Below are 23,703 nucleotides of genomic sequence, written 5' to 3'. Positions count from 1 at the left end.
AGGTAAGCGCTCGGCGGACCACACCTTCCGCATGAGGGAGGAGCCGTTCAGCGTCGCGTTCCAGGAGGTGTAGACATGGGACGCAACACGGAAAAAGTGGACGCAACGCTGGCGAGGGCCGCGGCAAGCAACTACTGGACGGAGGCCGAGGCGCAGGCGGTGCTGGAGGCCTATGAGGCGAGCGGGTTGTCGGTGGCGGAGTTCGCCCGCCGCCATGGGCTTGGGCCGCAGCGGCTGAGGTGGTGGAAGAAGCGGCGAGCCGAGGAGGCGGGCCCGGCGCTCTCGTTCATCCCGGTGCACGTCGCGGCGCCGCCGTCGCCAGAAGCACAGCGGGCAGCGGGCACGGTCAGCATGGAGGTGCTGCTGGCCAGGGGGCGGCGCATCCGGGTGGAGCCCGGCTTCGACGCGGACGCGCTGGGGCGGCTGGTGAGGGCGCTGGAGGAAGCATGCTGACACTGCCCTCCTCGGTGCGCATCCACCTGGCGAGCCAGCCGGTGGACATGCGCAAGTCCTTCGACGGGCTCTGCTTGCTGGCGCGAGAGGTACTGCGAGAGGACCCCTTGAGTGGACACCTCTTCGTCTTCTTCAACCGCACGCGCGACATGGTGAAGGTGCTGTGGTGGCACTCCGGTGGCTTCTGCCTCTTCTCCAAGCGCCTGGAGAAGGGCAGCTTCCGCCTGCCGCGTCCGCTGCCCGAGGACGGCTCCGCCCTCACGCTGGAGGCAGTGGAGCTCACGCTGCTGCTGGAGGGGATTGATTTGAAGGCCAGCGTCCGGCGGCCACGCTGGCAGCCCCCACTTTTGAAGTCGGCTGCCTGAGAATACCTCTTGCGTCGTGAGGCCGGGTCATGGCTCATGTGCCGGTACATGAGCGGCGCGGCCCCCGACAAGAAAACCATGGACGTGCACGGCGTGGCGGCGCTGCTGCGCGCGCTGCTGGCCGAGGACCAGGACGAGCAGGCCATTGAGCTGGTGGTGGGCCTGCTCATGCAGTTGGTGGAGAAGAACACCGAGTTGGAGCTGCGGCTGCGCAAGGCGCTGCGCCAGCACTTCGGCCGCCGCAGCGAGAAGCTGTCGGCCGAGCAGCTGTCGCTCTTCCTGGCGCGGTTGGGCCAGGAAGAGGCCGGGGTCCAAGACGCGGCGCAGCCGAGTGCCGGGGAGGCTGGCGTCGCGGCGGGCTCCACGCCGCCACCACACCAGGAGCCGCGAAAGAAGGAGCGCACGGGGCACGGGCGGCGCCCGCTGCCCGCGCACCTGCCGCGCGAGCAGCGCGTCCAACAGCCCCCGCCCGAGGCGCTGCGGTGCGAGGCGTGCGGGCGGGACAAGTCGCGCTGTGGCGAGGAGAAGAGCGAAACCCTGGAGTGGGTGCCCGGCCACTTCAAGGTGATTGAGGAGGTGAGGCCCAAGTACGCCTGCCGGCCGTGCGGCGACGGGCTGGTGGTGGCGCCCCCCGCCGACAGGGTGATTGAAGGCGGGCTGCCCGGGCCGGGCCTGGTGGCCCACGTGCTGGTGTCCAAGTACAAGGACCACCTGCCACTGCACCGGCTGAGTGGAATCTACGCCCGTCACGGCGTGGAGCTACGCACCTCGACGCTCTCGGACTGGGTGGCCGCGGGCGCCGACCTCCTGCAACCGCTGGCCAGGGAGGTGGGCCAGCGGGCCCTGGCCTCGCACGTATTGCAGAGCGACGACACACACCTGAAGGTGCTCGACAGGGAGCACCCCAACGGCCTCAAACGCGGGCACATGTGGGTGTACCTCGGCGACAGCACCTGGGCGGCCTTCGTGTACACGCCGGACTGGAAGCAGGAGGGGCCGCTGTCCTTCCTGGAGGGGCGCGAGGGCTGGCTGCTGGTGGACGGGTACAAGGGCTACGACAAGCTGTTTACCCGCCCGGGCGCCACGGCGGTGGAGGTAGGGTGCTGGAGCCATGCCCGGCGCTACTTCGTCGACGCACTGGACGCCGGCGACACACGGGCGGCGCTGCCGCTCTCGCTCATTGGCCGGCTCTTCGCGGTGGAGCGCGAAGCCGACGAGCAACAGGTGGACGAGGCCGAGCGGCTGCGCAGGCGCAATGCCCTCTCGCGCCCCGTCACCGAGCAACTGGCGCGCTGGATGGCCGACATCTACGGCAGGGAGCGACCCAAGAGCCCGCTGGCGCAAGCGTGTCGCTATGCCATCAACCAGTGGACGTCGCTGCTGCGATTCCTGGAAGACGCGCGCCTGCCCCTGCACAACAACGCCTCGGAGCTGCGGCTGAGGGAAATCGCCGTCGGCAGGAAGAACTACCTGTTCGCCGGCAGCGACGCGGGAGCCGAGCGTGCCGCGTGCGTCTACACGCTGGTGGCCACCTGCGTGCTGGCGGGCGTGGACCCCTGGGCGTACCTGGCTGACGTGCTGGACAAGCTCGCCCGGGGCTGGCCGCAGCGCCAGCTCGAGCAACTGCTGCCGCCCATGTGGAAGGCCGCGCGCGAGGCCGCCGCGCGGACGACTCCCGCTACCTCGCCCGCGGCGACCTGAGCCCATCCCCTCCCGGTCGAGCGGGGCGGCGCGCCCTCTACCACATCTCCGTCGCCATGCCGCCGAGCGGATACTGCCCGGCGCTACTTCGTCGACGCGCTGGAGGCCGGAGACACGCGGGCGGCGCTGCCGCTCTCGCTCATCGGCCGGCTCTTCGAGGTGGAGCGCGAGGCCAGCGAGCAGCAGGTGGACGAGGCCGAGAGGCCGCGCAGGCGCGACACGCTCTCGCGTCCCGTCACCGAGCAACTGGGCCGCCAGGTGGCCGACACCTACAACCGCGAGCCCCCGAAGAGTCCGCTGGCTCGCGCGTGTCTCTACTCCATCAACCAGTGGACGGCGCTGCTGCGCTTCTTGGAGGACGCACGCCTGCCCCTGCACAACAACGCCTCGCGCCTGCGGCTGCGGGAGATTGCCGTCGGCAGGAAGAACTACCTCTTCGCTGGCAGCGACGCGGGAGCCGAGCGCGCCGCGTGCGTGTACACGCTGGTGGCCACCTGCGTGCTGGCTGGCGTGGACCCGTGGGCGTACCTGACCGACGTGCTGGAGAAGCTCGCCGGGGGCTGGCCGCAGTGCCGGCTCGAGGAGTTGCTGCCGCCCATGTGGAAGGCCGTGCGTAAGGCCGCCGTGCTGACTTCCTCCACCTCACCCGCGGTGACCTGAGCGCCGCCCCTTCCCGTCAAGCGGGGCGGCGCGCTCGTTACCACATCTCCGTCGCCACGCTGCACCGCTCCGCCGAGTGGATACGGGACGAGAGCGGGACGCGGCTCGTCACCATCGGCAACGTGACCTTCCCCTGAGTCCTGACGCTCAGGCGTGTGTCAGACCCACCGGGTATTCCCGCGAACTGGCAACCCATCAGGGGGTGGCCATCACCACGGGGACTTCCCATGAAGCTGGCCGGAGCGGTGGTGCTGTTGGTGCTCCTCACCGGATGCGCGACGACCCAGGGGACGGGAGGCTCTGGCCCTTCGCCGTCTCCAGGAGTCCAACCCGCGAGGAAGAAGGAGCTACCCTGGTTGAACGTGCCGGGTGGGCAGATGAAGACGACGCTCTTCTACGGCCCCTGGCAGTGCCGCCGTCAGTTCGTGAACCAGTGCCAGATGGAGTGCGCCCAGGAGCGCCACACGCTCATGGGGTGCATATGGTTGGCGGACATCAAGCTGGACTGGGTGGGAAGCCTCGTCGTCCTACCCGTTCCCGTGAAAGCCGGGAGCCGCTACGGCATCTATCACTGCTGCTGCAACTACCCCAGTCTGCCGAAGGCGGTGAAGGAGGTTGAGCGCAAGCGGTGGGAAAAGATCCGAGACTCCTTCCGGGACGACTGGAGCAAGAAGTTCGGAGAGTGGCCCGTCGACGGAGGCATCTCCTGGCCGGGTCACCACATCCGGGACCTCTGGCACGGTGGAAACCCGGTGGATCCCAACAACATCATCCCCGTACAGCCCAGCATTCATGACGAATTCACCAGGGCCTACCCTGCCTGCTACGCTGGACAAGCGCCCTGGAATACGGTGGGACCCGACTTGCCCTACTCGGACAACTGACGATGGCTACGCCCATGAGCGACCTGCTCGAAGAGGTTTCCCGCGAGCCCTTCCCGCATCCCCCCGCCACGCCCGAGGAAATCGAGGAGTTCGAGCGGCGGGTGGGCTGGAAGTTGGACCCGGACCTCCGGGCCTTCTACCTGCATTGCAATGGGGCCGCTCTGCTTCGATGGCCGGATTCACCCTATGAAATCCTGCCTCTGTCGAAGATCGTCCGGGCACGGGTGGCCATCTGCGGTGAGGATGACGACAGGTGGGGCCCGGCCTCGATGTACGCCCTCTGCTATGTGCGCGATGGCAACTATGTCGTCTTGGACGTGGGCCGACAGGTAGACGGGCGGTACCCGCTCATTGATGGGGACCGAGAGACCTGGCCCAACCCGGAATACTGCACGCAGATCGCCAGCTCGTTCTCGGAGTTCTTGGAGCAGGTGCTGCGCACCCGGCGTAGCCTCTACTGGCTGGGGGAATGAGATCGTGGCCACCGCCATGAGCAGCCTGCTCGAAGAGGTCTCCCGCGACCACTTCCCGCATCCTCCTGCCACTCCCGAGGAGATCGAGGAGTTCGAGCGAGGGGTAGGCTGGAAGCTGGACCCGGATCTGCGGGCCTTCTACCTGCATTGCAATGGGGCACGGTTGTTCGAGCCACCTCCATTCGCCCCATTCAGAATCCTCCCGCTGTCCGAAATCGAGAGAGGAAGGGCGGCGATCTTCGGTGCGGATGAAGACCAGTGGGGCCCTGAATCCATCTACGCGATCTGCTACGTGCAAGATGGCGATTACGTCATGGTGGACGTGAGCCGACAGGTTGATGGTCGTTACCCCCTCCTGGACGGCTGGAAGGAGGCATGGCGTAACAAGGAATACACTTGGCCGCTCGCCTCCTCCTTCTCCGAGTTCCTGGCCGAGGCGCTGCGGAGCAACGGACGCCAGTTCTGGTTGGACCGGCACGAGAAGTGAGCGGCCCTGCTGCCGCTGAGCTTCACCGGAGGGTGGGAACCTTCGTGGGGACGGCGTGCGTCGCGTAGAAGCGCCGCGTGGTGGTCGGGCTCTTGTGGTTGAGGAAGGCCGCCACGGAAGCCGGGTCCGCGCCCTTCTCGATAGCCCAGGTGGCGACGGAGTGCCGGAACCGTCCCGGGGTGAAGGGCGGAATGCCCGCCGCCGTGCAGGCCCCCTTGATGGCCAAGGCGTACTTCTCGGAGCTGAGCGAGCCCCGCTCCAGCAGCCGCTTCCCGGCCTCCATCACCTCGGCGGACACGGCGGTGCGCAAGGGCTCGCCGCTCTTGGTCTGGGGACACACCAGCATGCCCGCGATCCCCTCGGCCTCGCTCCGGTACTGCTCCACGCTGCCCATCCTGGCGAAGCGCACCAGCTCCGAGACGTGCCAGCCGGTGCCCGCCTGCACGTTCATGCCGTCACGCCAGTGAGGCGCAAGGTACTCGTGGGCGAGCAGGTAGTGCTCCCGGGGAATCACCTTGGTTCGCTTCCACTGCTCGGGCCGGGCCTGGGGCACGGTGAGCCGCCCGAAGGTCGGGTCCTCGGCCACCGAGAGGACGTGCTTCACCTTGCGCAACCAGGAGTAGACGCGCTTGAGGACCGCGATCCGATGACCCCGGGCCTTCGCTCCCTCCAGGGCAGGGAGGATGTCATCGAGGAGCGTGAGCTTCCGCAGGTCCCGGCCCTTGAGCTGGTCGGCCCACCACGCGAGATAACCCTGCTGCTTCTTCACCCAGGTGGAACTGTTCTTGTCCACGTCGCGCGAGGAGGCGAGGAATTCAGCCGCGAGCGGCGCGTCCAGGTAGATGGGCTGCTCGTGGGGTGAGCCCGCCGGGTTGTCGTGCTCCGGAGCCGTTTCGAACTTGCCCGTGAGGCAGGGGAGGGCAAAAGAAAAAGGGCGCCAGACTTGCGTCTGACGCCCTCTTTCAGCTCCCCGACGTGGACTCGAACCACGGACCTGGTGATTAACAGTCACGTCCGGGGCTGGAGCAGGGGAGTCGGCCCCGAGGGAAGAGTGGCCAGGGTTGGCCGTTGGTGGTTGGCGGAGTGGGGCATGAGTGGGGCACAGCGCCCGAGGCTGGCGGACCATCTCCCTCGATGTGAGCCTGTGCCGCCCGAGCCGTGCGGGGCTACCCCGGGTCAAGGGCCCAGGTTCCTTCCTCCCACCGCTTCAGTGCCTGCCCTGCTTTGAATGAGACCAGCCCCTCGCCCTTGGCGACCTCCTCCAAGACCGCTTTGGCCTCGGCCGTCCGATAGCGGAGCAGGTGCGCGGCGGCCATGACTCGTACGTCCGGGCGTGGGTGCTTGAACAGCACGGCCAGTGCGTCGCGTCCAGCATCACCGTGGGCCCGGAGCTTGTCGAACGCGGCGCCGTACTTCTTGGCGTGCTTGTTCCCGGTCTTGGCGTCTCCCCTCCAGATGGCGTCGGTCTGCTCGGCCACGTTCTGCGCGAACTGTTCGACAAGTTCCTCCAGCTTCATCACCAGAACCCCTTCGTTACTCTTTCGATGGCCATCAGCCCGAACTCGCGTTGGGCCTCGTACGACTGCGTGCTCAACCACTGCCGGACGGTCAAGGTGTCCGAGCCGGTGATATCCCGCTGAATGGACGAGTAGAGCGAGCTGATGCGGGTGTGGATGCCCTTGTCCAACGGGACGATGTTCTCGGTATTTTGAACGGCCTGAGCCCCGAACCGTTTCTCGTTGCCCGGCGTCTGCTCGACGATGTGGTGCCACTCCTTCCCGGGGCCTGCCGAGCCCATGGCCCGCTTGAAGCTCTTGTACGAGCCCCACGCCCTGAAGCCGTTGGGAGGAGTCTTGGCAGCGGCGCCACTCATGGCCCGAGCCGTCATGGCGACAGCACCAGGAGCAAGGGCGATGGTGACGGACTCGGCGTTCACGGCGACTGTCTCCACGTGCCCCACCGCCGCGAGACGGATACCCACCTGCGTCTCCGCCTGCACGGCCGCCTGCATCGAGCCGGGCAGCTTCGGCACCTGTGCGGCCAGCCCCGGCGCCGTGTTGCCGATGGCCGCCATGGCCAGCATGGCGAAGGCTCGCGCCGCGTTGCGGCCCATGCGCTTGCCGTAGCGCTCGCCCGCCTCGCGCAGCCCGTTGAACGTGGTGGCCCGGTCCGCCTCGTCCATCAGCCGTTTGAAGCCCACGACGAGGCCCCAGAAGGTATCGACGCCCACGTAGGAGATGAGGGTGGCGGTCATCACGGCCGCGAGGCCCTTGGAGATCGTCACGTCGGGGATGGAGACGAGAACCATGTACGTGGTCCAGGTCCAGAGCACGGCGGCCACCATGGCGTGTGGGTCGGCCATGTCCTTGAACGCCTCCAGCATCTCGTCCAGCACGGCGCCCTTGGCCAGGGCCAGGGCCAGTGCGAACCGCCCATCCCCGTTGACGGTGGGGCTCTCCGTCAGCAGGCGGAGACAGTCCCCGGGCCTGCCAGTGCGCTCGCACCAGCGCAGGTAGGCGCGCGTCAACTCCACCTCCGCCGCCTCCTCTGCTGATTCTCCCTCCAGGTGGGCGCCCGGCTCGTGCGGGGTGATGCGGCGGCTGCGTGTCTCGTACGTGTACGAACCGCTCCGCGCCTCTACCTCGAACAGACGCCGGGCGGCTTCCTGGGGCTGAGCGGGGGGGCCGCACATCCCGAGCCATCGCCGACACGGCCTCCTGGAACTCGCCGTTGCCCAGTGCCACCGGCTCGGCGCCGGAACGAGGGGTGAAGACGATGGCTCCGGTCTGGCCCGTGTCCAGGCGCACGACCCGAGAGGCAGTACCACACCCGACGAGGAGTACCAGCAACACGGCCGTGCAGCACAGCTTCATGGGAATTTCTCCTGGCCCTGGCCACCCCTCCACGGGTAGCCAATCCAGGAGAATACCCAATGGGTGCGACACAACCCGGAGCGGGGTTCACGGAAAGGTCACGCCGCCGAGGGTGACAGGCCGACCTCCGTTCTCGTCCCACAACTTGAGGGTGAAGGTGCCCCGCGCCTCGTGAGCCAGCAGCTCCGTCTCCACCATCACGAGGTCCGACCCTCCCGGCGGAATGGGCGCGAGCTGCCACACCTTCACCTGCTTCACGTCCTGGCCCTTTCCCACCAGCAGGGCCGCATCCCTGGCCGTCCAGGGGGCCGTGCCGGGGTTGTCCATGACCATTGCCACGGCCACCCGCATCACGTCTTCGTCATTTTCCCTGCGCTTGGTGGTGGTGCGGTAGCTGATGGCCGTTTGTGTGAGGAGCGCGTTGGCCGAGGGTTGGGTGATGGTGCTCGTGAGGTTCTTGGCCAGGACGCCTTGCACGTTCCTCACGTCCACCTTCAACAGCTCGCTGGCGATCAGCCCCGTGATGCCCAGCCCGCTTCCTTCCGCCTGCGTTCGCACCAACTCCGTTTGAAGCTGTTGGATTCGGGCCTCCTTCTCCTTGACCTCTTTCGGGGGGATGACGGTGATGCTGCGCGTCCCGGTGGACACGTCCTCGAAACGCTCGCGCTCTTGCAACTCCACCGCACCCGGAGGCAGCGGCGAGTCGAACCGGAAGGTGGTGGGAAGGCCGGGGCTGATGCACACCTCTGGCGCCTTGCCGGTGGGAGCCGCCAACAGCTCGAGCCGGTGTGGCGACGCCTCACAGCTCGGGAGAGATGGCTGTGCGGTGGCGCTGGCATCCGCGAGGAGCGCCAGGAGCAAGAGCACGGGGGGGGACGAGGTGCGCACGGAGCGGGGACCTCCAGCAGATGGGGTAGAGACCGGAGACGTTGGCCTCTACCACACCTTCTCGCCCGGTAGGGCACGAGCGATTCCAAGCCCCTGCTCTCGAACCGCTCGGATAGCTCTACTCGAACCGGCGCACCGCCTCCACGCCTCGGCCGCGGCCCTCACCGCCGCGCACGCGGAACTGGAGGCCGAGGACTTCGCCGCCTCTCCTCATCCCCCCTCCGCACAGGCGTGTCTGGCCGGCGCCCTCCTCACCCAGGTGGAGGCGCTCCAGCACTCGCTGCGCCGCTACCGCACCCTCGTCGTCATGCGCGAGGAGTGGGCGCGTGTCGCCCCTGCCTCCGAGCTCTCCCCCAGCTGAACCTCACCCCGGCCAGCCCTCGCCGGACGTGCGCGCCCACCGCTCACGTCCGGCGAGGGCTCCATCAACGAGTGTGATGCGCGCCCGCGCGTCCTCGCTGATGCCCATCAACCAGCCGGTCCAAATCTCCATCAACAAGCGTGCGCGGTAACACCATGCAGCCACCCGCACATCAGAAGTTTCACCAGCGGGTCGAGGACATCACGATGAGCCAGAAGGGGCCCACGCAGAAATAGTGGGGTGGGCTGTTGATGGTCACCAGGATGGCGCTGATGATGACGGGCGCGCTTTGCTTCTGATCCGGGTCGGGCACCGCGCCCAGGGCGACGCTGTCCGCGATCCAGTGGGCGCCCTCGATGGCATAACAAATTTCCCCCAGTTCAGCGGAGAGGCTGACGTGTTCCATCTGGATTCCTCCTCGGGTGGATTGGATGAAGACGCTCTGGCCGACCAGCCAGAACATCAGCGGGAATGACCGCCAAGGTCCTTATGCCGAAGCACGGGCGCTCTTGGTGATCCCCTCGAATGATGCCGCTGAGGACGGTGGGCCCCGGGAGTTGTCAGCCCCATCGGGTATTCCTTCAGATTGGCTACCCCTCAGGGGGTAACCATCACCACGGGGACTTCCATGAAGCTGGCCGGAGCGGTGGTGCTGTTGGTTCTCCTCACCGGATGCGCGACACCCCAGGGGACGGGAGGCTCTGGCCCTTCGCCCTCTCCAGGAGTTCAACCCGCGAGGAAGACGGAACTGCCCTGGTTGAACGTGCCGGGCGGGCAGATGAAGACGACGCTTTTCTACGGCCCCTGGCAGTGCCGCCGTCAGTTCGTGAACCAGTGCCAGATGGAGTGCGCGCAGGAGCGCCACACGCTCATGGGGTGCATATGGTTGGCGGACATCAAGCTGGATTGGGTGGGAAGCCTCGTCGTCCTACCCGTTCCCGTGAAAGCCGGGAGCCGCTACGGCATCTACCACTGCTGCTGCAACTACCCGACTCTGCCGAAGGCGGTGAAGGAGGTTGAGCGCAAGCGGTGGGAAAAGATCCGAGACTCCTTCCGGGACGACTGGAGCAAGAAGTTCGGAGAGTGGCCCGTTGACGGAGGCATCTCCTGGCCGGGCCATCACATCCGGGACCTCTGGCACGGTGGCGACCCGGTGGATCCCAACAACATCATCCCCGTACAGCCCAGCATCCATGACGAATTCACCAGGGCCTACCCTGCCTGCTACGCTGGACAAGCGCCCTGGAATACGGTGGGACCCGACCTGCCTTACTCGGACAACTGACGATGGCCACGCCCATGAGCGTCCTGCTCGAAGAGGTCTCCCGCGAGCCCTTGCCGCATCCCCCCGCCACGCCCGAGGAAATTGAGGAGTTCGAGCGGCGGGTGGGCTGGAAGCTGGACCCGGACCTCCGGGCCTTCTACCTGCATTGCAATGGGGCCGCTCTGCTTCGATGGCCGGATTCGCCCTATGAAATCCTGCCTCTGTCGAAGATCGTCCGGGCACGGGTGGCCATCTGCGGTGAGGATGACGACAGGTGGGGCCCGGCCTCGATGTACGCCTTCTGCTACGTGCGCGACAGCAACTATGTCGTCCTGGACGTGAGCCGACAGGTAGATGGGCGGTATCCGCTCATTGATGGGGACCGAGAGACCTGGCCCAACCCGGAATACTGCACGCAGATCGCCAGCTCCTTCTCGGAGTTCCTGGAGCAGGTGCTACGCACCCGGCGTAGCCTCTACTGGCTGGGGGAATGAGACCGTGGCCACCGCCATGAGCAGCCTGCTCGAAGAGATTTCCCGCGAGCACTTCCCCTATCCCCCAGCCACACCCGAGGAGATCGAAGAGTTCGAGCAGCGAGTGGGATGGCAGTTGGACCCGGAACTGCGCGCCTTCTACCTGTATTGCAACGGCGCCGAGTTGATTGAACGGCTACCCGACTCGCCCTACCAGATACTTCCTCTCTCGGAGATAGTCCGAGCGCGGGTGGCCATCTTCGGGAAGAAGAACGACGATGACGCGCATGGGCCCGCCTCGATGTGGGCCATCTGCGACGTGCAGGACGGCAACTACGTGCTGGTGGACGTGGCCCGCCAGGAGAACGACCGCTATCCCCTGACGGACGGCTACCACGAGGCGTGGCCCAACCCGAAGTACTGCGGGCCAGTCGCCAGCTCCTTCTCGGAGTTCCTGGAGCAGGTGCTACGCACCCGGCGCGGCCTCTATTGGCTGGGGGAGTGAGCCCGGGTTGCGCTGAGGCTCTCCGTACTCACTCGCTCCTCAGCCGCGTTGTTCGCGACCAGGTTCATCTTCGGCAACACGCCACCGCCAGTAGCGCTCCGGCTTGACCCACACAACCGTCTCGGTCGAGACCTTCATGAAAGCGTCGAGGACCGGCTTGCCGAGGACCAGGCGGCCGTCGGCATTCTCGCGCAGCAATGCGTCTGCGCCGTGTTTCGTGAGCATGTCGACGACGTCGTCTTGGTAGATGCAGCCGTCGCGGTGGAGATGGGCCAGCATCCAGTCGGCCACCTCGACGGGGGTCACTTGCCCGCCCTGCCAGCGCCGGGTGCCGGGATCGGCGGCTTCACCGAGGCGGGTTCCAGCCCGGCGTCCGGAAACACACCGCTCTCCAGCTTTTTGCCGGCAAACCATTGGCAACGGTACGACTCGTACTCCTCCAATGACGCCTCCACCGTCATCTCCGGGCCGCCGCTCTTGAGCTTCACGACGTCGCCAACCTGAAACCGGCCTTGTGCCATGTCGTCCCTCACCGCGTGGGTAGTAGCTAAAGCTATGCTGATGATGCGAGCTATGCTGATGATGCGTGCCCCGCTCGGCTGCCACAAGACCACGAAGGGCCCCGAGTTGTCCCGGAGACCTTCGTGGTGGTGCTACGTTGCGCCAATGAGCGAGAAAAGCCTGAAGGCGCTTGTGGATGAGATGTTTCGCGAGTTCCGGCGCCAGCACGGCGACGTGAAGAAGCGGCTGGCAGCGCAGCATGCGCAGGGGCTCCCGTACTCCAAGGATGACGTTGCGCGGCTGGGCGAACTCAACAGCATCATCAACCCGCTTGAGAGGCTGAGGCAGGCCCTCAAACACGCCGTCGCGCCGAACCCTAACGACGTGGAGACGCTCCTCAAGAACCTGAATGACGAGGTCAAGAACCTGAAGGACGAAGCAGGAGACCTGCCGAGCGACGACGAAGGGTAGCCGCCGCTCACCGCAGAGTGGGAACTTTCGTCGGGACGGCATGCGTCGCGTAGAAGCGCCGCGTGGTGGTTGGACTCTTGTGGTTGAGGAAGGCCGCCACCGAAGCCGGGTCCGCGCCCTTCTCGATGGCCCAGGTAGCGACGGAGTGCCGGAACCGTCCCGGGGTGAAGGGCGGGATGCCCGCCGCCTTGCAGGCCGCCTTGATAGCGAGGGTGTACTTCTCGAAGCTGAAGGAGCCCCGCTCCAGCAGCCGCTTTCCAGCCTCCAACACCTCGGCGGACACGGCGGTACGCAAGGGCTCGCCGCTCTTGGTCTGCGGGCACACCAGCACGCCCGCGATCCCCTCGGCCTCGCCCCGGTATGGTTCCACGTTGCCCATCTTGGCGAAGCGCACCAGCTCCGAGACGTGCCAGCCGGTGCCCGCCTGCACGTCCATCCCGTCGCGCCAGTGCGGTGCAAGGTACTCGTGGGTGAGGAGGTAGTGCTCCCGGGGAATCACCTTGTCCCGCTTCCACTGCTCGGGCCGGGCCTGGGGTACCGTGAGCCGTCCGAAGGTCGGGTCCTCGGCCACCGGCAGGACGTGCTTCAGCTTGCGCAACCAGGAGTAGACGCGCTTGAGGACCACGCTCCACTACCCTCGGGCCTTCTAGATGGGCTGTTCGTGGGGTGAGCCTGCCGGGTTGTAGTGCTCCGGGTCGGCCTCGAACCGCTTGGGGAGTTGCTTGTGTTGTGCCCGCGGGCAGGGGAGGGCAAAAGAAAAAGGGCGCCAGACTTGTGTCTGACGCCCTCTTTCAGCTCCCCGACGTGGACTCGAACCACGGACCTAGTGATTAACAGTCACCCGCTCTACCGGCTGAGCTATCGGGGAATATGTCCGCTGCGCGTTGGCCGGTGTGGACCGCCGCGACAACGAGGTGCTTTCTAAAGAACGGAGTCCGTCCTGTCAACAACCCGTTTCGACCCACTCTCCCGGCTTCGCTCGATTCCCTGGCCGGCGCTCGATGGAATCGCCCCCATCGCCGCCGAGGCCCTCTCCCTCATCCTCTCGGGCAGCCCCGCGGAACGGGTGCTCGACCGCACCCTCCGCTCCCACCGGGACCTCTTCCGTGAACAGCGCCAGGCCCTCGCCGAGTCCCTCTTCAACGTCGGCCTCTGGCGCCGCCGGCTCGGCTTCCTCCTCGGAAACCCGGACGCCCCCCCCTCCGCGCTCCTCTTCGCCTTCCTCCAGGGGCTCGCCGGTGTGCCCCCAGCGGAGGCCGCCCGGCTCTCCGGACTCGGAACGCCGCTGCCCCTGTCCTCCGAGGAGCCCCCGTCCCTCGCCCTCCGGTACTCGTTGCCCGACTGGCTCGCCGAGCACTTCTCCCGCGAGCTCGGCCCCGCCGCCGACGACTTCTGCGCCCACCTCAATGTCCCCGGCCCCATCACGCTCCGGGTGAATCCACTGCGTACCTCTCGTGAAGCCCTGGCGGAACGGCTGCGCTCCGAGGGCGTCGAGACCCGGCCCGGTGCCCTCAGCCCCCTCGCGCTCCACGTCGTGGGCCCCAGGCCCAACCTCTATGGGCTCGACTCGCTCCGCGAGGGCCTCTTCGAGGTCCAGGACGAGGGCAGTCAGCTGCTCGGCCTGCTCCTCGAGGCGCGGCCCGGGGAGAGCGTGCTCGACCTGTGTGCCGGCGCCGGAGGCAAGACGCTCCAGCTCGCCGCCGCTATGGAGAACCGGGGCAGGCTCCTCGCGTACGACCCGGATGCCGGGCGGCTCGACCGGCTCCTGCAGCGCTGTTCCCGGGCCGGTGTCTCGAACGTCCAGGTGCTCCGCGCGCCCCCGGAGGGGCTGCTCGTGGACCGGGTGCTCGTGGATGCCCCGTGCTCGGAGCTGGGCTCCCTGCGCCGGGGGCCCGATGCGCGCTTCCGTCTCGAGCCCTCGTCCCTGTCCGAGCTGCCTCGGGTGCAACGCGACCTCCTCGCGCGCGCGGGACGGCTGGTGCGTCCGGGGGGCCGGGTGGTCTACGCCACCTGCACCGTGAATCGCGCGGAGAACGAGGAGGTGGTCCTCGGGTTCCTGCGCGAGTCCCCCGGGTTCCGGCTCGTGCCTCCCGGGGTGGGGGGGTTGGACCCGTCCTGTGTCCGCGAGGGCTTCCTGTTCTGTGCTCCCCATTCGCACGGGACGGATGGGTTCTTCGCCGCGGTGCTCGAGCGGGGGAACGGGTAGGGGAGCGGTAGACCCTCACCCCGGCCCTCTCCCAGAGGGAGAGGGGGCGTCCTGGTCTTCTCCCATAGGGAGGGGGGAGGTTCTCCCTCGGACAGGGCGTGTTCGAAGCCCGAGACATGCGCGCACCGGGTGCTATGAAGGCGCCCGTGCGTTGGCTCAAGCCCCCCCTGCTGCGTCCTCGCGACACCGTCCACATCGTCGCGCCCGCTGGTCCCTTCGACCCGCCTACCTTCGAGGTCGGTCTCGGCGTCATCGCCCAGCGCTACAGCCCGGTCTACCAGCCGGACCTGTACGAGGCGTGGCGCTACCTCGCCGGTCCTGATTCGCGCCGGGCCGAGGAGCTCACCCGGGCCCTCACCGACTCCAACGCCCGTGCCATCTTCTGCGCCCGGGGTGGCTACGGCGTCATGCGCCTGTTGCCCTCGCTCCCGCTCGCGGACATGGCTCCCACGGCGTTCGTCGGCTTCTCCGACCTCACCGCCCTGCACCTGCCCCTCCAGGGGCTCGGCCGCGTCACCATCCACGGGCCCGTCGTCACCCACCTGGGCAAGCAGCCTCCCGAGGTCCAGGAGTACCTCTTCCGGCTGCTCGAGTCCCCCGAGCCCCCGCCGGCCCTCGAGGGCAAGGCCTCCTACGTCCCTGGCGTCGTCGAGGGCCCGCTGCTCGGTGGAAACCTCTCGGTGCTCTCCCGGCTGCTGGGCACCCCGTACATGCCGCCGCTCGAGGGGGCCATCCTCCTGCTCGAGGACGTGGGCGAGGCGCCCTACCGGCTGGACCGCATCTGGACGCACCTGCGGCTGGCGGGCGTGTTCAATCAGGTCCGCGGCATCGTGCTCGGCGACTTCACCGAGTGCGAGCTGAAGAACGCCCCCTACACCGCCGCGGACGTCCTCCGCTCGCTCGCCGAGGAGACGGGCCTGCCGTGCGCCGCCGGCTTCCCCATCGGTCACGGCATCCCCAACTACCCCGTCGCCCTCGGCACCCAGGTGCGGTTGGATGCCGGCGTGGCCCGCCTCACCTTCCTGGAAGGAGCGGTGCAGGCATGAGCAGCCACCCCATCGCCAACCTCCAGGCACTCCTGGATGAGTCCGTCACCTTCGGCATCTTCCCGGCCGCCCAGGCCGTGGTGATGCACCGGGGCGTCCAGGTTTTCGGCGGGGTGGCGGGCAACGTCACGGGAGACACCCGCTTCGACCTGGCCTCCGTCACCAAGGTGCTCTGCACCACCGCGCTCTTCCTGCGCTTCTGGACCGAGGGTAAGGTCGGTCCCGAGACGCCCGTGGCCCGCTTCTTCCCGGGCTCGCCCGTGGGGGACGCGGGCGCCACGGTGGCGGACCTGCTCTACCACCGCTCGGGCCTGCCGCCCTTCGTGCCCTTCTTCGCCCAGGCGCTCACCGCCCATCCCGAGCTCCTCGAGCCGTCCTGCCCCTCGGCCACCCGGGCCCGGGTCCGCGACGAGGTCATCCAGGCCGCCGCGAGCACGGCGCTGGTGGCCCCGCTGCGCACCGCCACCGCCTACAGTGACGTGGGTTTCATCCTCCTGGGGGAGATCCTGGCCCGCGTGGGTGGCGCGTCCCTGGACGTCCTCTTCTCGCGCCACGTCGCCGAGCCCATGGGCCTCTCCGCGCGCTTCCACCGGCTCACCGACTTCCCCGCGGATGGCCGGGTCGCGCCCACCGGAGCCACCCGCCCGCGCGAGCCCGCTCCCGGCCAGGAGGGCATGTGGGGCGAGCTTCCCTCGCGTCCCTCGGTGCCCGGCGAGGTGGACGATGACAACGCCTGGGTGATGGATGGCGTCAGTGGCCACGCGGGCCTCTTCGGCACCGCGGTGGACGTGGCCCGTTTCGGCCAGGCCATCCTCTCCGGGTGCGCGGGGGCGCCCTCGTTCGTGCCCGCGCCCCTCCTGTACCGCGCGCTGGCGAATGATCCGCTCGTGCAGGGCAGCACGCGCTCCATGGGCTTCGACACGCCCTCCCAGGGGCTGTCCAGCGCGGGCCACTACATCGGCGATACGCCTCCGGGCGCGGTGGGCCACCTCGGCTTCACCGGCACCAGCCTCTGGGTGGATCTGCGCCGCTCGCTCGTGGTGGCGCTCGTCACCAACCGCGTGGCCCATGGCCGCAAGGAAGTCCGCATCCGTGAATTCCGTCCCGTCTTCCACGACCTCGTCGTGGAAGCCCTCGGCCTCAACGACCTGACCCCGAAAGCACATGGCTGACGACAACGGCAACGTCCTCGAAACCATCACCCCCGGCGCGGTGCGCCGCATCCACCTCGTCGGCGTGGCCGGCACCGGCATGGGCTCGTTCGCCGGCATGCTCAAGGCCGCGGGCTACGACGTCACCGGCAGCGACGAGAACGTCTACCCGCCCATGAGCGACATGCTCCGCGCATGGGGCATCCAGGCGCTCACGCCCTACAGCCCGGGCAACCTCGACACGGCGAAGCCGGACCTCGTCATCATCGGCAACGTCATCCGCCGGGTGAACCCCGAGGCCACCGCCGTGCGCGAGCGCCGCGTTCCGCAGATGAGCTTCCCGGCCGCGCTGGGCTCGCTCTTCCTGGACCGGGCGCACTCCGTCGTGGTGGCCGGCACGCACGGCAAGACGACCACGTCCTCGATGATGGCCCACGTGCTCGTGGCGGCGGGGAAGGATCCATCCTTCCTGGTGGGGGGCGTCACGCAGAACTACTCGGGCAACTACCGGGTGGGGAAGGGGCCGCACTTCGTCGTCGAGGGTGACGAGTACGACACGGCCTACTGGGACAAGGGCTCCAAGTTCCTGCACTACCGGCCGAAGACGGCCATTCTCACCAGCGTGGAGTTCGACCACGCGGACATCTTCCGGGACTTGCCGCACTACGAGTCCACGTTCGACAAGTTCGTCCGGCTGATTCCGAAGGACGGGCGGCTGGTGGTGTGCGCGGCGTACCCGAACGCGGTGAAGCTGGCGCGGGCGTGCCCGGGCCAGGTGGTGACGTACGTGGCGAAGGAGGGCGCGCAGGCGGACTTCACCCCGCGCAACGTGCGCTTCGGCCCCGAGGGCGCGCGCTTCGAGGTGGTGGAGCGCGGCACGGTGCTGGGGAGCGTGCTGCTGCCGCTCTCGGGCATGCACAACGTGGAGAACGCGCTGAGCGTCATCGCCGCGGCGCGCGGGCTGGGCTTGTCCTTCGAGGAGATCGCCCAGGGCCTGGCCACCTTCCAGGGGGTGAAGCGGCGCCAGGAGGTGCGGGCGGAGATGGGCGGCATCCTGGTGGTGGACGACTTCGCGCACCACCCCACGGCGGTGCGGGAGACGATCGCCGCCATCCGTCACCGCTACCCGGAGCGCCGGCTGTGGGCCATCTTCGAGCCGCGCTCGAACACCAGCCGCCGCAACATCCACCAGGAGGACTACGCCCACGCCTTCACGGGAGCCCACCGGGCCAGCCTCAAGGTGCCCGAGCGTCACGACAAGGTGCCCGTGGACGAGGAGCTGAACGTGCCCCGCGTCACCGAGGCGCTGAAGTCCCAGGGGATTGACGCGGACTCGGCCACGGACGTGCCCTCGCTCGTCGAGCGCGTGGCGCGCGAGTCCCAGCCCGGGGACGTGTTGCTCATCATGAGCAATGGCGCCTTTGGAGGGTTCATCGAGAAGTTGCTCGTCGCGCTCCGGGCCCGCTTCGGGGAAAAATGAGCCCCATGCGCTCCTTCCGCCTCGCCCTCGCCGCGCTCGCCCTGTCCGGGTGCGCGCAGAAGATGCCGTCCCTCACCGCTCCCGCGATGGCCACCAGCTCGGCGGCCCTCGAGTCCTCCGAGCCCTCGCCGCTGGACTTCACCGTCAAGCGCTACCCGGGGGGAGAGCCCCACGCCATCGCCAGCGACCGGGGCAGCGTGGTGCTGCTCGACGTGTGGGCCACCTGGTGCGAGCCCTGCAAGGACGCGCTGCCGATGTACCAGGACCTCGCGAAGCACTACGCCGCGCGAGGCCTGAAGGTGTACGCGCTCAACGTGGACGAGGACACGCGTGCCATTCCTCCGTTCCTCGAGGAGACGAAGGTGACGCTGCCCGTGCTTCTGGATGCCAACGCCGCGGTGTCGGAGAAGGTGCTGCGCGTGCGCGGCATGCCCACCACGGTGCTGCTGGATAGGCAGGGCCGGGTGCGTTACGTGCACGAGGGCTTCGCCGAGGAGTACCTGAGCAAGTACCAGGCGGAGATCGAGGAGTTGCTCGCCGAGCCCGCGAAGTAGACGAAGGAGGAGCCGCCATGTCCGATGAGTCGCCCGCCACGCTGCGCCGTATCGCCGAGGAGGGAGCCCGGCTCGCCGGCAAGGTGCTCTCCGAGCGTTTCCTGGGCGAGCGCACCATCGAGTACAAGGGCGGCATCGACCTGGTCACGGACGCGGACCGGGCGGCCGAGGCGGCGGTGCTCGGCTTCATCCGCCAGCGCTACCCGGGCCACGCGATTCTGGCCGAGGAGAGTGGGGCGTCGCAGGGCTCGGGGCTGCGGTGGGTGGTGGATCCGCTGGATGGGACGACCAACTACGCGCACCGGGTGCCGCACTTCTGTGTGAGCGTGGGCGTGGAGGGGCCGGGTGGGGTGCTGGCCGGCGCCATCTACAACCCCATGCTGGACGAGCTCTTCTCCGCGGCGCGAGGGGAGGGGGCCACGCTCAACGGGCGGTCCTTGAAGGCCTCGGGGTGCACGGAGCTGTCGCACGCGCTGCTGTGCACGGGCTTTCCGTATGACGTGCACCAGAAGCCCGAGGGCCCCATGGGGCTGTTGCGGCGCTTCATCGTCCGGGCGCAGGGCATCCGCCGCACGGGCAGTGCCGCGCTGGATCTGGCCTACGTGGCGGCCGGCCGCTTCGATGGGTTCTTCGAGTTCGGCCTCAAGCCCTGGGACGTGGCGGCGGGCTCGCTGCTGGTGCAGGAGGCGGGAGGGGCGATGGTGTGCATCGACGGGGCCCCGTTCCAGGTGGGAGTGGGGGATGTGCTCGCGTGCGCGCCCGGCCTGGCTTCCGCGCTCATCGCCGAGAGCAAGGGCTTCCTCGCCGACCTCGGCTGGACACCTCCGGCTCCGCGCGCCTGAGCGCGTGATGATGTCGACACTGTATGGCCGACGCTGTTATCTCCGTTGGTCGCGAAGCGCACGGAAAGAGAGGAACCCATGGCCGATGAGAAGCCGAAGGAGAGCCCTGAGGAGCCCAAGCAGGAGTTCTTCGAGAACGACGCCACCGGTGTCGAGGTGGAGGAGGTCGGCGAGGGTTCGGCGGAGCTGAAGCCTTGGGATCCTTCCAGGATTCGGATCAGCACGAAACCCTTCTCCCTCCGACAGGTCGTGGACATGATCAAGGACGGAGATATTGACTTGGCGCCTGACTTCCAGCGCCTCTACGTCTGGAAGCAAGCTCAGAGGTCGCGGCTGATCGAGTCAGTACTGCTCGGTATCCCGTTGCCTGCTTTCTACTTCAACCAGGACTTTCAGGGGGCAATGCAGGTGGTGGATGGCGTGCAGCGCCTCACGACAATCAACCGATTCGCCGCCGGTGGAGAAGCGCTCTCCGAGCTTGAGTACCTCAAGGACTTGGAGGGACAGACTTTCAATAAGCTCGATGTGGTCCTGCGACGACGCTTCCAGCAGACGCAGATCTTCGTCAACGTCATCGAGCCGCAGACGCCTGACGACGTCAAGTTTGATGTTTTCCGGCGAATCAACACGGGAGGTAGTCCTCTCACTGCCCAGGAGATCCGGCATTGCATGAGCCGGAAGCGCTCGCGGGATTTGCTCAAGACGCTGACGGCCCTGCCCTCATTCCACCAAGCAACCGATGAGGCTTTCCGTCATGAGCGGCGCATGGCGGACCGGGAACTCGCCCTTCGGTTCTGTGCCTTCCGATTACTGCCAGACCTGAATGATTACCGTAGTTTCAACAGCTTGGACTCCTTCTTGCTCGACTTCACCCGCCAGGTGGATGGAGTCCACCCCTCAGGGCAAGGCCTCTCCGATGCCGTCATTACGCAGCTCTCCGCGGACTTTGACCGCGCGATGCGCACTGCGGTTGCGGTCTTCGGTAACACCGCGTTCCGCAAGTACCGCTTGGGGGCGCGCCAGCGTGGCCCCATCAACCGGGCCTTGTTCGAGAGCTGGGCGGTCGCGCTGGCCGATTATGAGCCCGAGAAGCTAATGCAGAACAGGGATGCTATCGTCAACGCCGCGCGCAAGCGGATGGGTGATTACGACTACAACGCCGCGGTCAGCCAGGGGACTGGGGATATTTCCAAGGTCAAGCTCCGTTTCCAGGTGGCGCGAGACATTCTCAAGGATGCCGCCGGATGATTACGAAGCTCCGGCTCACCGGGTTCAAACGCTTTTCCTCCTGCTCTCTTGATCTGGCGCCCCTCACGGTCCTTACTGGCCTGAACGGGGCGGGAAAAACCACGATCATCCAGGCTTTGCTCCTGGCCCGGGAGGCCAGCACCTCTGGTGCGAACTCTGTGCCTCTCAATGGGCCCTTTGGGTTGGAATTGGGCAGTGCCCAGGACGTACTCAACCTCCATACGGCTGTGGATGCCTCGGAGATCGTACTGTCCGCGCTCCTGGATGATGGGACGGAAGTGCGTTTCATCCTGGACGCGCGTGACGAGACTCTCCTTCACCTGCCCATCAAGGAATCCCCGAAACTTGTTCCTCAATCATTGGGTGGCCCACACCGTGCGTTCACCTATCTTTCTGCCGAACGACTCGGCCCGCGGGACGTCCTGGGTGCCAGCGCCCGGCCCGCAGACGATTTAGGTGTCGGCGTTCAGGGTGAATTCTGCGCTCAGGTATTGGCTCTCCATGGGCTGAAGGAAAAGGTCTCACCGGGCCGGATACACCCCGAGCGTCAAGAGGACGTCAACGCCTTCCTCAAGTATCAAGTCGAGGCGTGGCTTTCCGATATCGCTCGCCCCACGGAGATCAACACGGATTGGTTCCCGAATACTTCGGTTACCGCATTGCGTTTTCGTTCCCCAGGCGGCGAGTGGGTGCGCGCGCCCAACATGGGTTTCGGCGTGAGCTACAGCCTCCCTATTGTACTCGCCGGGCTGTTCACGCCCGCAGGTGGGCTGTTGATTGTCGAGAACCCTGAGGCTCACTTGCACCCCGCAGGACAGTCTCGCATGGGGACCTTCCTTGCCACCCTGGCAAGTGACGGGGTCCAGGTGTTGGTGGAGACGCACAGCGACCATGTGCTCAATGGCATCCGCCGTGCCATCGGCGAGCATCGGCTTTTGGGGGCAGACCGAGCACTCGTCCACTTCTTCGACGTGCGGGCTGATGGACAACCAGAGCTATCCACCCTTCGCTTTACTGCGGCTGGTGGCTTGAGTGACTGGCCGCGCAAGTTCTTCGACCAGTATCAGCTCGATGTGGCCGCGCTGGCGCGGGTGCGGCGCGGCCCCCCGAGGTAACCAATGCGTTTCGTCCTGGAGGAGTCAAGTTGGGCCTGGGATGGCAACAACCGGGAGGCGTTCATCGAGCGGTTCGAACAACTCTTGGATCGATTGGATATCGCCTACGAGCGGGAGGAGCCCTGTGCGGCGAGCAGAGAGTGGCTCCAACAGCAGGTTCTGGGCTCATACACGTTGAACGATCTCTTGTGGAACCCGGATTCTCCGCTAGACCTTCCGTTTGAGGTGCGTCAACGGGTTGTCGGCCATCTCAACATGATGCGGTACTGGGACGAAGAGACGGCTTGGCCCGCCATTGACGTGAACATCGCGGGACGCGACGTGCTGTCACCCTCTGCAGCGCTTGGGCATGCACGGGTCAGAGAGCGCCAGGCCACTGCATGTCTCCCCCTGCCAGGACCTTGGCGTGGTCCATGTGAGGTTATCGTCAATGGAGTCAAGGAGCATGTTCACTTTGTCGTAGACGAGCTATCGCATCGCGCCTTCTTCCGCGACGCACTGGAGGTTGAGCGCGTGGACGAGGCGGGGCTGGAAGTACTCGCTCCTCATGCCTTCCCCGACCTGCTGTTTCTGAATGGGGTATGGAGCGAGCTTGGCCACTTCGAGGGGGGCTATGCGCGCGTCAGGCAATCCCTTCACCGATTCCTCGCCGTGCTCGACGAACACGGAGCCTGGGTCTTCACTGACGAGACCGGGCGGCTTTCGCCCGAAGAGCCCATGCCGAGCGTCGGGGGCCGCAAACCGGTTACGAATCAGATCATCCAACAGCGATTCATCCGCTGGGGATTTGATGTGGCGCCCGAGAAGCCCAACGTCCGTACCGACGGAATATGTCGGCGTGCGAGGGAGAGAGAACTCGAGGGGCAGACGCTATACTGCGAGTGGCACTACAAACTCGAGAGTCATACCAATCGCGTCCACATCCATCCTCCTGTCAATGCATCGGGAGGGAAGGTGATTGTGGCTATTTTCCGCGACCACCTGCCGCTTCCAGGTGACGGGTAGCTCTCCACTCGTAATGGCTACAAAGGTGTTCGATGTGGCCTGGCGCGCTTTCACACACCTCCGCGCGGCTAAATGGCTAGAAGAAGCTCTCCGGCACGTAGACGATGTCACCCGGCCGCAGGGCGAAGTTCTTCTCCGCGCCGTCACGGATGTCCTTCACCGGCACGCGGATCTTCAACTGCTGGCCCGCGTCCTGCCTGGCCACCTGGGTGCCGTTGGGCGAGGCCAGCTTCGTGAAGCCACCAGCCAGCGTCACCGCCTCGATGATGGTCATGCCCTCCTCGTAGGAGAACGTGCCCGGCTTCTGCACCTCGCCGAAGACGAAGACCTTCTTCGAGTTGTACTCGCGGATGGCGACGGACACCTCGGGGTGGCGCAGGTAGCGGGTGAGGCACTCGCGCAGCGCGTCCGCGGCGGTGCCCGAGGTCCTGCCCGCAAGATGCACCTTCCCGCACAGCGGGTAGTCGATGGTGCCCTCGGGAGACACGGCCCACACGCCCGAGTGGTCCGGCTCCTGGAAGACGCGCACGTCCACCAGGTCTCCCGGGCCGAGTGTCCGCCGGGTCTCGGCGATCTCGGAGGCAGGGGAAGCGGGGAGCGCCGAGGCGTCGATCGCCTGGGTGGGCGGGGTGGTGCGGCAGGCGGTCACCGCACCGAGCAGCAGCACGAAGAGAAGGAAGGAGCGCATCACGGAAGG

General features: G+C 67.1%; 31 protein-coding genes, 1 tRNA gene and 1 pseudogene. 22 read left to right on the top strand and 11 right to left on the bottom strand.

The window, feature by feature from the left end:
* Positions 1–75: 75 nt before the first annotated feature.
* The 8 genes and pseudogenes from tnpA to VFZ09_RS39280 all read left to right on the top strand — a co-directional run bounded on the left by tnpA (position 76) and on the right by VFZ09_RS39280 (position 5,023).
* Positions 76–453 (top strand): IS66 family insertion sequence element accessory protein TnpA, encoded by a 378-nt coding sequence (gene tnpA, locus VFZ09_RS39315; protein ID WP_329732906.1) that lies wholly within the window; start codon positions 76–78, stop codon positions 451–453.
* Positions 447–818, top strand: a complete 372-nt coding sequence (gene tnpB, locus VFZ09_RS39310; protein ID WP_329732905.1) for an IS66 family insertion sequence element accessory protein TnpB — start codon at positions 447–449, stop codon at positions 816–818. The genes tnpA and tnpB overlap by 7 nt, the downstream gene beginning before the upstream one ends.
* A 48-nt stretch (positions 819–866) precedes the next feature.
* A complete protein-coding gene (gene tnpC / locus VFZ09_RS39305; protein ID WP_329732904.1) occupies positions 867–2,519 on the top strand; it encodes an IS66 family transposase in 1,653 nt (550 codons plus the stop codon).
* Between the two features lie 87 nt (positions 2,520–2,606).
* A pseudogene (locus VFZ09_RS39300) lies at positions 2,607–2,969 on the top strand (IS66 family transposase); the annotation flags it as partial.
* Positions 2,970–2,993: 24 nt separating this feature from the next.
* A complete protein-coding gene (locus VFZ09_RS39295) occupies positions 2,994–3,179 on the top strand; it encodes a transposase domain-containing protein (protein WP_329732912.1) in 186 nt (61 codons plus the stop codon).
* Positions 3,180–3,406: 227 nt separating this feature from the next.
* Complete coding sequence (locus VFZ09_RS39290; RefSeq protein ID WP_329732903.1) at positions 3,407–4,063, top strand: hypothetical protein; 657 nt, start codon at positions 3,407–3,409, stop codon at positions 4,061–4,063.
* Between the two features lie 2 nt (positions 4,064–4,065).
* The gene (locus VFZ09_RS39285) at positions 4,066–4,536 is read left to right on the top strand and encodes an SMI1/KNR4 family protein (RefSeq protein WP_329732902.1); all 471 of its coding nucleotides are present in this window, start codon (positions 4,066–4,068) and stop codon (positions 4,534–4,536) included.
* A 16-nt stretch (positions 4,537–4,552) separates the two neighbouring features.
* Positions 4,553–5,023: an SMI1/KNR4 family protein gene (locus VFZ09_RS39280; RefSeq protein ID WP_329732901.1), complete on the top strand. Its 471-nt coding sequence runs from the start codon at positions 4,553–4,555 to the stop codon at positions 5,021–5,023.
* Positions 5,024–5,045: 22 nt separating this feature from the next.
* Here the strand turns inward: VFZ09_RS39280 and VFZ09_RS39275 are convergent, their stop codons facing one another.
* The 4 genes from VFZ09_RS39275 to VFZ09_RS39260 all read right to left on the bottom strand — a co-directional run bounded on the left by VFZ09_RS39275 (position 5,046) and on the right by VFZ09_RS39260 (position 8,784).
* Positions 5,046–5,816, bottom strand: a complete 771-nt coding sequence (locus VFZ09_RS39275) for a tyrosine-type recombinase/integrase (protein WP_329732900.1) — start codon at positions 5,814–5,816, stop codon at positions 5,046–5,048.
* A 373-nt stretch (positions 5,817–6,189) separates the two neighbouring features.
* Positions 6,190–6,540, bottom strand: coding sequence for a DUF2019 domain-containing protein (locus tag VFZ09_RS39270; protein WP_329732911.1), 351 nt, complete (start codon positions 6,538–6,540; stop codon positions 6,190–6,192).
* Complete coding sequence (locus tag VFZ09_RS39265) at positions 6,540–7,715, bottom strand: hypothetical protein (protein WP_329732899.1); 1,176 nt, start codon at positions 7,713–7,715, stop codon at positions 6,540–6,542. The genes VFZ09_RS39270 and VFZ09_RS39265 overlap by 1 nt, the downstream gene beginning before the upstream one ends.
* Before the next feature lie 268 nt (positions 7,716–7,983).
* The gene (locus VFZ09_RS39260) at positions 7,984–8,784 is read right to left on the bottom strand and encodes a DUF2381 family protein (protein ID WP_329732898.1); all 801 of its coding nucleotides are present in this window, start codon (positions 8,782–8,784) and stop codon (positions 7,984–7,986) included.
* On the opposite strand from VFZ09_RS39260, the gene VFZ09_RS39255 reads away from it, so the two are divergent.
* A complete protein-coding gene (locus VFZ09_RS39255) occupies positions 8,777–9,145 on the top strand; it encodes a hypothetical protein (protein WP_329732897.1) in 369 nt (122 codons plus the stop codon). The genes VFZ09_RS39260 and VFZ09_RS39255 overlap by 8 nt on opposite strands.
* Positions 9,146–9,148: 3 nt before the next feature.
* Here the strand turns inward: VFZ09_RS39255 and VFZ09_RS39250 are convergent, their stop codons facing one another.
* Both VFZ09_RS39250 and VFZ09_RS39245 read right to left on the bottom strand, forming a co-directional pair.
* Positions 9,149–9,283 (bottom strand): hypothetical protein, encoded by a 135-nt coding sequence (locus VFZ09_RS39250; protein ID WP_329732896.1) that lies wholly within the window; start codon positions 9,281–9,283, stop codon positions 9,149–9,151.
* Between the two features lie 43 nt (positions 9,284–9,326).
* On the bottom strand, positions 9,327–9,608 hold the full coding sequence (locus VFZ09_RS39245; RefSeq protein ID WP_329732895.1) for a hypothetical protein: 282 nt from the start codon (positions 9,606–9,608) through the stop codon (positions 9,327–9,329).
* Between the two features lie 165 nt (positions 9,609–9,773).
* Here VFZ09_RS39245 and VFZ09_RS39240 point away from each other — a divergent pair, with 165 nt between their 5' ends.
* Genes VFZ09_RS39240 through VFZ09_RS39230 form a run of 3 tightly spaced genes read left to right on the top strand, consistent with a single transcriptional unit; the run spans position 9,774 to position 11,387 of the window.
* A complete protein-coding gene (locus VFZ09_RS39240; protein WP_329732894.1) occupies positions 9,774–10,430 on the top strand; it encodes a hypothetical protein in 657 nt (218 codons plus the stop codon).
* A gap of 2 nt (positions 10,431–10,432) precedes the next feature.
* Complete coding sequence (locus tag VFZ09_RS39235) at positions 10,433–10,903, top strand: SMI1/KNR4 family protein (RefSeq protein WP_329732893.1); 471 nt, start codon at positions 10,433–10,435, stop codon at positions 10,901–10,903.
* A 16-nt stretch (positions 10,904–10,919) separates the two neighbouring features.
* A complete protein-coding gene (locus VFZ09_RS39230; RefSeq protein ID WP_329732892.1) occupies positions 10,920–11,387 on the top strand; it encodes an SMI1/KNR4 family protein in 468 nt (155 codons plus the stop codon).
* A 39-nt stretch (positions 11,388–11,426) separates the two neighbouring features.
* Here the strand turns inward: VFZ09_RS39230 and VFZ09_RS39225 are convergent, their stop codons facing one another.
* Both VFZ09_RS39225 and VFZ09_RS39220 read right to left on the bottom strand, forming a co-directional pair.
* Positions 11,427–11,693 (bottom strand): DUF6953 family protein, encoded by a 267-nt coding sequence (locus tag VFZ09_RS39225; RefSeq protein ID WP_329732891.1) that lies wholly within the window; start codon positions 11,691–11,693, stop codon positions 11,427–11,429.
* The gene (locus VFZ09_RS39220; RefSeq protein ID WP_329732890.1) at positions 11,690–11,908 is read right to left on the bottom strand and encodes a YodC family protein; all 219 of its coding nucleotides are present in this window, start codon (positions 11,906–11,908) and stop codon (positions 11,690–11,692) included. The genes VFZ09_RS39225 and VFZ09_RS39220 overlap by 4 nt, the downstream gene beginning before the upstream one ends.
* Positions 11,909–12,053: 145 nt before the next feature.
* Here VFZ09_RS39220 and VFZ09_RS39215 point away from each other — a divergent pair, with 145 nt between their 5' ends.
* Positions 12,054–12,359 (top strand): hypothetical protein, encoded by a 306-nt coding sequence (locus tag VFZ09_RS39215; protein WP_329732889.1) that lies wholly within the window; start codon positions 12,054–12,056, stop codon positions 12,357–12,359.
* A gap of 7 nt (positions 12,360–12,366) precedes the next feature.
* Here VFZ09_RS39215 and VFZ09_RS39210 read toward each other — a convergent pair whose 3' ends face one another.
* Positions 12,367–12,984 carry a tyrosine-type recombinase/integrase gene (locus VFZ09_RS39210; RefSeq protein ID WP_329732888.1) on the bottom strand — a complete coding sequence of 206 codons (618 nt, stop codon included), beginning with the start codon at positions 12,982–12,984 and terminating at the stop codon, positions 12,367–12,369.
* 170 nt (positions 12,985–13,154) lie between these two features.
* Positions 13,155–13,227 (bottom strand) — tRNA-Asn (locus VFZ09_RS39205).
* 114 nt (positions 13,228–13,341) lie between these two features.
* Between VFZ09_RS39205 and VFZ09_RS39200 the strand changes: the two genes are divergently transcribed.
* The 9 genes from VFZ09_RS39200 to VFZ09_RS39160 all read left to right on the top strand — a co-directional run bounded on the left by VFZ09_RS39200 (position 13,342) and on the right by VFZ09_RS39160 (position 23,006).
* Positions 13,342–14,565 carry an RsmB/NOP family class I SAM-dependent RNA methyltransferase gene (locus VFZ09_RS39200; RefSeq protein WP_414640792.1) on the top strand — a complete coding sequence of 408 codons (1,224 nt, stop codon included), beginning with the start codon at positions 13,342–13,344 and terminating at the stop codon, positions 14,563–14,565.
* Positions 14,566–14,699: 134 nt separating this feature from the next.
* On the top strand, positions 14,700–15,611 hold the full coding sequence (locus VFZ09_RS39195) for an LD-carboxypeptidase (protein WP_329732909.1): 912 nt from the start codon (positions 14,700–14,702) through the stop codon (positions 15,609–15,611).
* The gene (locus VFZ09_RS39190; protein ID WP_329732887.1) at positions 15,608–16,783 is read left to right on the top strand and encodes a serine hydrolase domain-containing protein; all 1,176 of its coding nucleotides are present in this window, start codon (positions 15,608–15,610) and stop codon (positions 16,781–16,783) included. Before VFZ09_RS39195 ends, VFZ09_RS39190 begins: the two co-directional genes overlap by 4 nt.
* Entirely contained in the window at positions 16,776–18,242 is a 1,467-nt protein-coding gene (mpl, locus tag VFZ09_RS39185) for a UDP-N-acetylmuramate:L-alanyl-gamma-D-glutamyl-meso-diaminopimelate ligase (RefSeq protein ID WP_329732886.1), read from the top strand. Before VFZ09_RS39190 ends, mpl begins: the two co-directional genes overlap by 8 nt.
* 5 nt (positions 18,243–18,247) lie before the next feature.
* Complete coding sequence (locus VFZ09_RS39180) at positions 18,248–18,796, top strand: TlpA disulfide reductase family protein (protein WP_329732885.1); 549 nt, start codon at positions 18,248–18,250, stop codon at positions 18,794–18,796.
* A gap of 17 nt (positions 18,797–18,813) precedes the next feature.
* A complete protein-coding gene (locus VFZ09_RS39175) occupies positions 18,814–19,638 on the top strand; it encodes an inositol monophosphatase family protein (protein WP_329732884.1) in 825 nt (274 codons plus the stop codon).
* Positions 19,639–19,716: 78 nt separating this feature from the next.
* Positions 19,717–20,886 carry a DUF262 domain-containing protein gene (locus VFZ09_RS39170; protein WP_329732883.1) on the top strand — a complete coding sequence of 390 codons (1,170 nt, stop codon included), beginning with the start codon at positions 19,717–19,719 and terminating at the stop codon, positions 20,884–20,886.
* A complete protein-coding gene (locus VFZ09_RS39165) occupies positions 20,883–22,001 on the top strand; it encodes a DUF3696 domain-containing protein (protein ID WP_329732882.1) in 1,119 nt (372 codons plus the stop codon). The genes VFZ09_RS39170 and VFZ09_RS39165 overlap by 4 nt, the downstream gene beginning before the upstream one ends.
* Positions 22,002–22,004: 3 nt before the next feature.
* Positions 22,005–23,006 (top strand): hypothetical protein, encoded by a 1,002-nt coding sequence (locus VFZ09_RS39160; RefSeq protein WP_329732881.1) that lies wholly within the window; start codon positions 22,005–22,007, stop codon positions 23,004–23,006.
* A gap of 76 nt (positions 23,007–23,082) precedes the next feature.
* Here VFZ09_RS39160 and VFZ09_RS39155 read toward each other — a convergent pair whose 3' ends face one another.
* A complete protein-coding gene (locus VFZ09_RS39155; protein ID WP_329732880.1) occupies positions 23,083–23,694 on the bottom strand; it encodes a polysaccharide biosynthesis/export family protein in 612 nt (203 codons plus the stop codon).
* Positions 23,695–23,703 lie beyond the last annotated feature (9 nt).

It is taken from the genome of Archangium sp. (genome assembly GCF_036277355.1).
GTDB lineage: Bacteria > Myxococcota > Myxococcia > Myxococcales > Myxococcaceae > Archangium.
This window is presented reverse-complemented; position numbering and strand designations above follow the sequence as displayed.